We start from the raw sequence: 6,650 nt of genomic DNA, 5'->3' as shown, positions 1-6,650 counted from the left end.
TCGCGGTCCTGATTATCGAAATAGCCATTAAGGGTGCTAATCAGGATAAAACTTGATAACCACCATACCGTAAGCATCACCGCAGAAAAAATCAGGCTCAGGCGTGTGGTCAGGGAAATTTTGAACCTCACTCTTCTCTGATCTCCAGGACATATCCGGCACCGCGAACGGTATGGATCAGTTTTGGCTCAAAGTCATCATCAATTTTACTTCTCAGACGTCTCACGGCGACATCAATCACATTCGTATCACTGTCAAAATTCATGTTCCAGACCAGGGACGAGATAAGACTCCTGGGTAACACTTCTCCGGTGCGTTGCAGCAGCAACTCAAGCAGAACGTATTCTTTACCGGTGAGATGGATCTTCTTCCCCGAACGGATCACGGTCCGGCGCACCATATCAACGGTCATATCGGCGATGGTGCAGACTGTTGCGGCCTGCGAGCGTGCCCGGCGCAGCAGGGTTCTTACACGTGCAACCAGCTCCGTAAAATCAAAGGGCTTAATCAGGTAGTCATCTGCGCCAAGCTCCAGTCCTTTCACTTTGTCCCGCACGTTGTCCTTTGCGGTTAAAAACAGGACCGGTTCTTCGTGCCCGGACTCCCTCAGTGCGCTGATGATTTGCCACCCGTCGAGGAAAGGCAGCATCACGTCCAGTATTATCAAATCATACTGTCCCTTCGACGCGGCCCCGAGACCATCGCGGCCATTATTAAAGAGATCGGCCTGATAGCCTTCCTCAACCAGTCCCTGCTGCAGGTAACGACCTGTTTTTTGTTCGTCTTCAACGATTAAAATACGCTGCATGGTCAACTCGCTGATATGAAAGTAAAAATCTCACGCATGAGCTTTGGCTGTCCCCTAGCTGACCTGAGACGGAGCAAGCATTCCGAGCCACGCTACGGCGCCCAGAATGATAATCGCAACAACGAATTCTGTCAGGATGCTGTTTCGCATCAGGGCAACGCTGCGATCATAATTCCCTTCCCTGACCATAACTTCAAGCCGGGGACCCAGGTGAAACCGGTTTGCTGCAGCCAGAAGAAGCATCAGAACAAACAGAGCCGTCTTGGCAAGCAATATCCTCCCCCAGGAACTGTTGAATAAGGGCGTTAAGTTACCCTCAGCAATATACAGATAGTTGACCAGCGCACTCAGGATCAGGGCTACAACAATCACCGTTCCTGCCGTGGCAAATTTTGCCAGGGAGTCAGATATCACAATGACGCTCTGTGCATTATGCTCGTTTCTGCGCATCAGCAGGATAGCAAATGCAACCAGAGCACCTGTCCAGGCACCTGCAGCGCCGAGATGGGTCAGATCGCTCAGTAAATGGAGATAGTAATGCAGACCGTCATGCATAACGGCGTGTCCTCCCCAGGCAAGTGTAGCCAGCGCCACGCCCCCACTCATCGTCATCAGCAGGCAGGACAATACTCTCTTATTAGTGTAAAGGAACAAAGCACCGAGTGTGGTAAACAGGGCACAGAGCCTGACAATCCAGCTAATACCCACATCAGTTTCTTCTATCACCATCTCGATAACATGGATGGATAATTCTCTGAGGTCAGTTACTCCACTCATGGCATTAGATACCAGGAGCATATTAATGCCAGTAAGAATGATGCCTGTAACAACAGCAAAGGTTATAAACGACCTGAAATTAGTCAGGTTATAGGTTTCATGTCTGACACCGCTTATTCCATATATCTGAAAAAATGGCAATCCAAATATTACCATCAAATCCAGATAAAGAAGAAAACGAATAACAATCATAATCAGGTCGTTCATAATATTACTTCACTGTAAAGGTGTAATTACCGGTAATAGGGTGCGTATCTGAAGAAACCGCGCGCCAGTCAACACGATAAGTGCCAGCGGGTAAAGGCTCTCGCGGAATAATGACCATCGATTTAGGGTCAGCGCCTGGCGCCACTTTTGCCGCGACCGGCATCGGAGAATGTGATGACATGCCTTTCATACCCGTCATCGTTAATTTTGCACCTGAGAATTTCACGGTCAGATTTTCCGAGAAATTAAGCTGAATCTTTTCCGGGGCCGCTACGGCTGAATCAGCCTGTGGCACAGAGCTTTTTAATTCCGGATGGGCCATAGCAGAGAAAGCAACGCCCATAACGAGGCCACCTGTAAGAATGGCTTTATTTAAAATCGACATTTTATTTACCTGTTTAGTTGAGTGTTTTATATCAGTGCGTTAAAACCAGATTCTGGCTCCCGCCAGGAATACTACCTGATGGTCTTTCTCACCTTCTCTTTTCGCCATATCGGATGTTTTCCCGTAAAGTTGATTCCAGGAAACGCCTATATAGGGTGCAAACTCACGGCGTATTTCATAGCGCAGCCGGAGCCCCAGCTCTGTGTCAGTCAGTCCCCTGCCGCGACCCCGCGATTCATCATCCTGACTGTAGAAATTCACCTCATAGGATGGCTGGAGTATGAGCCGGTTAGTCAGTAAAACGTCGTATTCTCCTCCCAGACGAAGGGCTGCTTTTCCGCCATTACTGACAAAACCCGTAATTTCAGACTCAAAATTATAGAGTGCCAGCCCCTGAAAACCGACAGCAGCCCAGGTCCGGGCAGAAGCAGGTCTGAAATCCTGCCTGACACCCGCAACCAAATCCCACCATGGGCCAACCGCATGTCCCCAGAGTAACTGCGCTTCAGCCGCCTCCGTTTCCCCATTGCTTCGTTCACCTTCACTCTTTAGCCAAATCCGATCTGTGTCGCCTCCAATCCAGCTGTTAACACTCCAGCTGAAATTGTTGGTGTTATCCGACCGTTGCCATTCCAGTTGATCCAGCAGAACCAGATAATTAATCGCACTGTCGTGAATCGCATGCCCCTGTAAATTGCCGAATGCAGCCTTCCGGTCGGCATCGGTAACAGGCGGAATTGGCGTTCTGCTCTCAGTTACAATGGGCTCCATTGACGTCATCTCAGTGAAATTCTCATCTGCTGGCATCTGCATGGCAGACATGTCGTGCCCGGCGTGGGGATCTGCAGAGACGGAGCCCGCCGCAATAGAAAGCTGTGAGGTAAACAAACCGGCGACCAGAACAGGTATGGCCTTCAAATTTCTCTTCATTCGCATCATTCCTCCACCCGGACTTCACGAAACATTCCCATTTCCATGTGATAGAGCAAATGGCAGTGATACGCCCAGCGGCCAAGCGCATCTGCTGTCACTCTGTAACTGCGTTTTGTACCAGGGGGAACATCTATTGTGTGTTTACGAACCATGAAATTACCGTTTTCATCTTCCAGATCGCTCCACATACCATGCAGGTGAATGGGGTGAGTCATCATGGTATCGTTGATCAGCGTGATCCTGAGCCGCTCACCGTATTTCAGCAGCACCGGTGCGGCATCTGAAAACTTGATTCCGTTAAATGACCAGGCAAACTTTTCCATGTGGCCGGTTAAATGCAGTTCTATGGTACGGCCAGGTTCACGTCCGTCAGGATCCTCAAAGCGGCTTTTCAAATCCGCGTACGTGAGAACCTTTCTTCCGTTATTTCGAAGACCAATACCCGGATCATTTAATTTCGGAGAGACGCTCATCGCCTGCATATCAACCAGTGGGTTATCCGTTTCTGACGCAGGATGACTTTGCATACCCGGCATTCCGGCCATCCGGGAATGATCCATACCGGCCATGCTGCTGTGATCCATGGGCGCGGAGGATGTCCCGCTATCCGGAAGGTCAGCACCGTCCATAGACATCATCTCTCCGCTGTTATCCATGCCTCCCATCTGGCTGTGGTCCATTCCTGCCATATCATGTCCCATTCCCCCCATACCCATATCTTCCATGGTCAACAGAGGACGGGGATCGAGGGGGGGAACGGCAGCACTTAACCCCTCTCTCGTGGCCAGTGTCCCTCGAGCGTAACCGGTCCTGTCCATGGATTGTGCGAAGATGGTATAGGCCTCACCCTGAGGCTCCACAATGACATCATAGGTTTCGGCAACGGCAATCCTGAATTCGTCAACGGTAACCGGGTTTACATACTGGCCATCTGCAGCCACGACCGTCATTTTCAGCCCGGGGATACGGATATCGAAATAGGTCATTGCCGAGCCGTTGATAAACCGTAAGCGTATCTTTTCACCGGGACGGAACAGTCCGGTCCAGTTTTTCAGCGGGGCCTGCCCGTTCATGAGATAGGTGTAGGTGTAGCCACTGACATCCGCGAGGTCAGTCGGATTCATTTTCATTTCAGCCCACATTTTCCGATCGGCAATGGTGGCTGACAGCCCCCTGGTATTCACGTCGCGGAAAAAAGAGCCAACGGTTGGTTTATTGAAATTGTAGTAATCCGACTGTTTTTTTAATTTTTTCAGCAGGCTGTGAGGATTTTCATCGGTCCAGTCAGACAACATGACCACATGCTCACGATCGTAAGCAAACGGTTCTGGCTCCCTGGCATCGATGATAATGGCACCGTATACCCCCTCCTGTTCCTGCAGACCGGAATGGCTGTGGTACCAGTAAGTCCCGTTCTGCTTAACCTTAAAGGTGTAAACGTAGGTATCATCAGGCTCTATGCCCATAAAACTCAGCCCCGGAACACCATCCATATTGGCCGGAAGAATAATGCCGTGCCAGTGAATGGACGTCTGTTCATTAAGACGGTTTTTGACCTTCAGGGTAATGGTGTCACCTTCTTTCCAGCGAAGAACGGGCCCCGGCAGGCCTCCATTGATTGTTTTGGCCTGACGCTCACTGCCCGTGATATTGACGGCCGTTTCACCAATGGTCAGGTCAAACTGAGTACCCTGCAGGGATGCGGCAACTGGCAGGCTCAGACTGGAACGCGCATTGAAACTCCATACGCCAAGACTTCCGGCTACGCCAGAGAGGGTTAACCCCTTCAGGAAAGTTCGTCGAGACGTTTTCAACAGCATGCGCATTCCCTTATTTAAAGTATGGTTACTGACAGAATTCGAGAACCGATTTAAATTAAATTACTGGTTCATCCACTTACAATGAAATGAATCTAGCACACCTTAAGAAACAAATTCATTACAATCGTGTAATGTACATAGCTGTATTACATTTACGTCATCTTCCCCACAGGTTGATTATTTTTATATATGATCATAAGGACATCTTTTATGTACCTCAGAAGGTAATTACACATGAATATATTAATCACGACCACTGCGTTTACAGCTTTATTTTGTGGGGCAGCTTTTGCTCAGTCCAGTGATATTGCCCATGAAGCACATCGATTTGTTAATAATGCCTCAGCCGTCAGTCATGTGAATTCCTCGACGCATGAAAACTTACCGGACAGGGTTAATAAAAACAACACGCCCTCATTCTCTGAAATGAATGAACATGAAAGGGCCATTGTTGCTCATTCATTTATGAACAACAGCGCGTCCTATGCGCATCAGAAAATGATTGAGGAACATAAAAAAATGCTGTCCGGCAGTGATGCAAATTCAAAGACCTCGTCTTCTTCTTTTAACGAACTGAATGCCGGAGAAAAAGCCGCTCTCGTGCATGAGCAGGTCAATAATGCCGGTGCGGAAGCACATCAGACGCAGGCAAGAAAGCTTCGCGGGCTGTATTCGACCAGGTAACTGCAGGCGGGTTAGTGCTTAGCGTCAGGTGCGCAGCAGGGCTTTACTGACGGGTTACGTAGCAGGACATGAGCCCCATATTGCTCTGCCGTAACCTGTTTCAGTCCCGTTAATCATCACCGTCGGGCTGGTCATACAGTTCCCAGAGCTTCAGGAGCAAACGGGAAACAAGATATGTTACAAAAATGACGACCATCAACGGTGCTCCCGATTAACTGACAGATGACACGCCTCCTGAAAACCCCTAGCATACGCCGCAGTGTTCATGCTAACGGCGAATTCCAGTAAATGTATTCTACCGATGTCGTAAAAGAAAATGCCTACCTTTCAGCCACCCGCTCGGGGCTGGAATCGAACGAGATCGCTACTCTTCAGCGCTCCTTGCCTTCCCGGTTTAATCTGCGGCATTTGAAAAAAAATGAATCATTAAAACTCGTACTGCAAAAGAAAGCGGGAAAATCACGTGTCGTGGCCTATAAATTTACGTCCGGTTCATTTAATTACACGGCGTATCGTATATCAGATAAAAAGTTCTATAACCTTTCCGATACTTCCGGGAAAGGCAGTCTCGATTATCCGTTACCGGCCACAGCAAGACTCAGTTCGCCTTTCAATCCTGCAAGACTTAACCCGGTATCGGGAAAAGTGAGTCCCCATAATGGCATTGATTATTCCATGCCCATGAACACGAAAATAGTCAGCGTCATCGACGGAAAAATCACCCGGGCCGAATACAACAGTACCATGGGATATTTTGTTGAAGTAACGGGAAAAGCCGGTGTTAAAACTCGCTATCTCCACCTCAATAAAATACTCGTTACTAAAGGGGCCAGGGTTACACGGGGAGGTGCTATTGCGTTATCCGGTAACAGCGGACGTTCATCCGGTCCTCATCTGCATTACGAGCTGGTCATCAATAACAACTCTGTTAACTCTCTGGCGTTCCGGGCAGCGGCACCCGCTGATAACAAACTCGAACAGCATGCCTTTGCGCATGCCAGAGACTACGAACGATACCTGGACTGATAACGGGACC

At 49.0% G+C, this 6,650-nt stretch carries 7 protein-coding genes; 2 read left to right on the top strand and 5 right to left on the bottom strand.

All coding sequences use genetic code 11. The features are described from left to right. Positions 1 to 127 precede the first annotated feature (127 nt). The 5 genes from pcoR to pcoA are packed head-to-tail and all read right to left on the bottom strand — an operon-like array spanning position 128 to position 4,930. Complete coding sequence (gene pcoR / locus ACOT1A_RS20040; RefSeq protein WP_001188930.1) at positions 128 to 808, bottom strand: copper response regulator transcription factor PcoR; 681 nt, start codon at positions 806 to 808, stop codon at positions 128 to 130. A gap of 54 nt (positions 809 to 862) precedes the next feature. Further along, positions 863 to 1,741 (bottom strand): copper resistance inner membrane protein PcoD, encoded by an 879-nt coding sequence (pcoD, locus tag ACOT1A_RS20035; protein WP_229692861.1) that lies wholly within the window; start codon positions 1,739 to 1,741, stop codon positions 863 to 865. A gap of 55 nt (positions 1,742 to 1,796) precedes the next feature. Continuing rightward, a complete protein-coding gene (gene pcoC, locus ACOT1A_RS20030) occupies positions 1,797 to 2,177 on the bottom strand; it encodes a copper resistance system metallochaperone PcoC (protein WP_000025662.1) in 381 nt (126 codons plus the stop codon). A 39-nt stretch (positions 2,178 to 2,216) separates the two neighbouring features. Then, positions 2,217 to 3,107 carry a copper resistance outer membrane transporter PcoB gene (pcoB, locus tag ACOT1A_RS20025; protein ID WP_001378118.1) on the bottom strand — a complete coding sequence of 297 codons (891 nt, stop codon included), beginning with the start codon at positions 3,105 to 3,107 and terminating at the stop codon, positions 2,217 to 2,219. Between the two features lie 5 nt (positions 3,108 to 3,112). Next, on the bottom strand, positions 3,113 to 4,930 hold the full coding sequence (gene pcoA, locus ACOT1A_RS20020) for a multicopper oxidase PcoA (protein ID WP_000925242.1): 1,818 nt from the start codon (positions 4,928 to 4,930) through the stop codon (positions 3,113 to 3,115). A 234-nt stretch (positions 4,931 to 5,164) separates the two neighbouring features. Between pcoA and ACOT1A_RS20015 the strand changes: the two genes are divergently transcribed. After that, positions 5,165 to 5,614, top strand: a complete 450-nt coding sequence (locus ACOT1A_RS20015) for a copper resistance protein (protein ID WP_001023257.1) — start codon at positions 5,165 to 5,167, stop codon at positions 5,612 to 5,614. Between the two features lie 288 nt (positions 5,615 to 5,902). After that, positions 5,903 to 6,640: a peptidoglycan DD-metalloendopeptidase family protein gene (locus ACOT1A_RS20010; protein WP_044865871.1), complete on the top strand. Its 738-nt coding sequence runs from the start codon at positions 5,903 to 5,905 to the stop codon at positions 6,638 to 6,640. The last annotated feature ends 10 nt before the right edge of the window (positions 6,641 to 6,650 follow it).

Source organism: Enterobacter cloacae complex sp. SYL003 (assembly GCF_049236925.1).
Taxonomy (GTDB): domain Bacteria; phylum Pseudomonadota; class Gammaproteobacteria; order Enterobacterales; family Enterobacteriaceae; genus Enterobacter; species Enterobacter intestinihominis.
The sequence above is the reverse complement of the archived record's forward strand: the minus strand, read 5'-3'. Positions and strand labels throughout refer to the sequence as shown.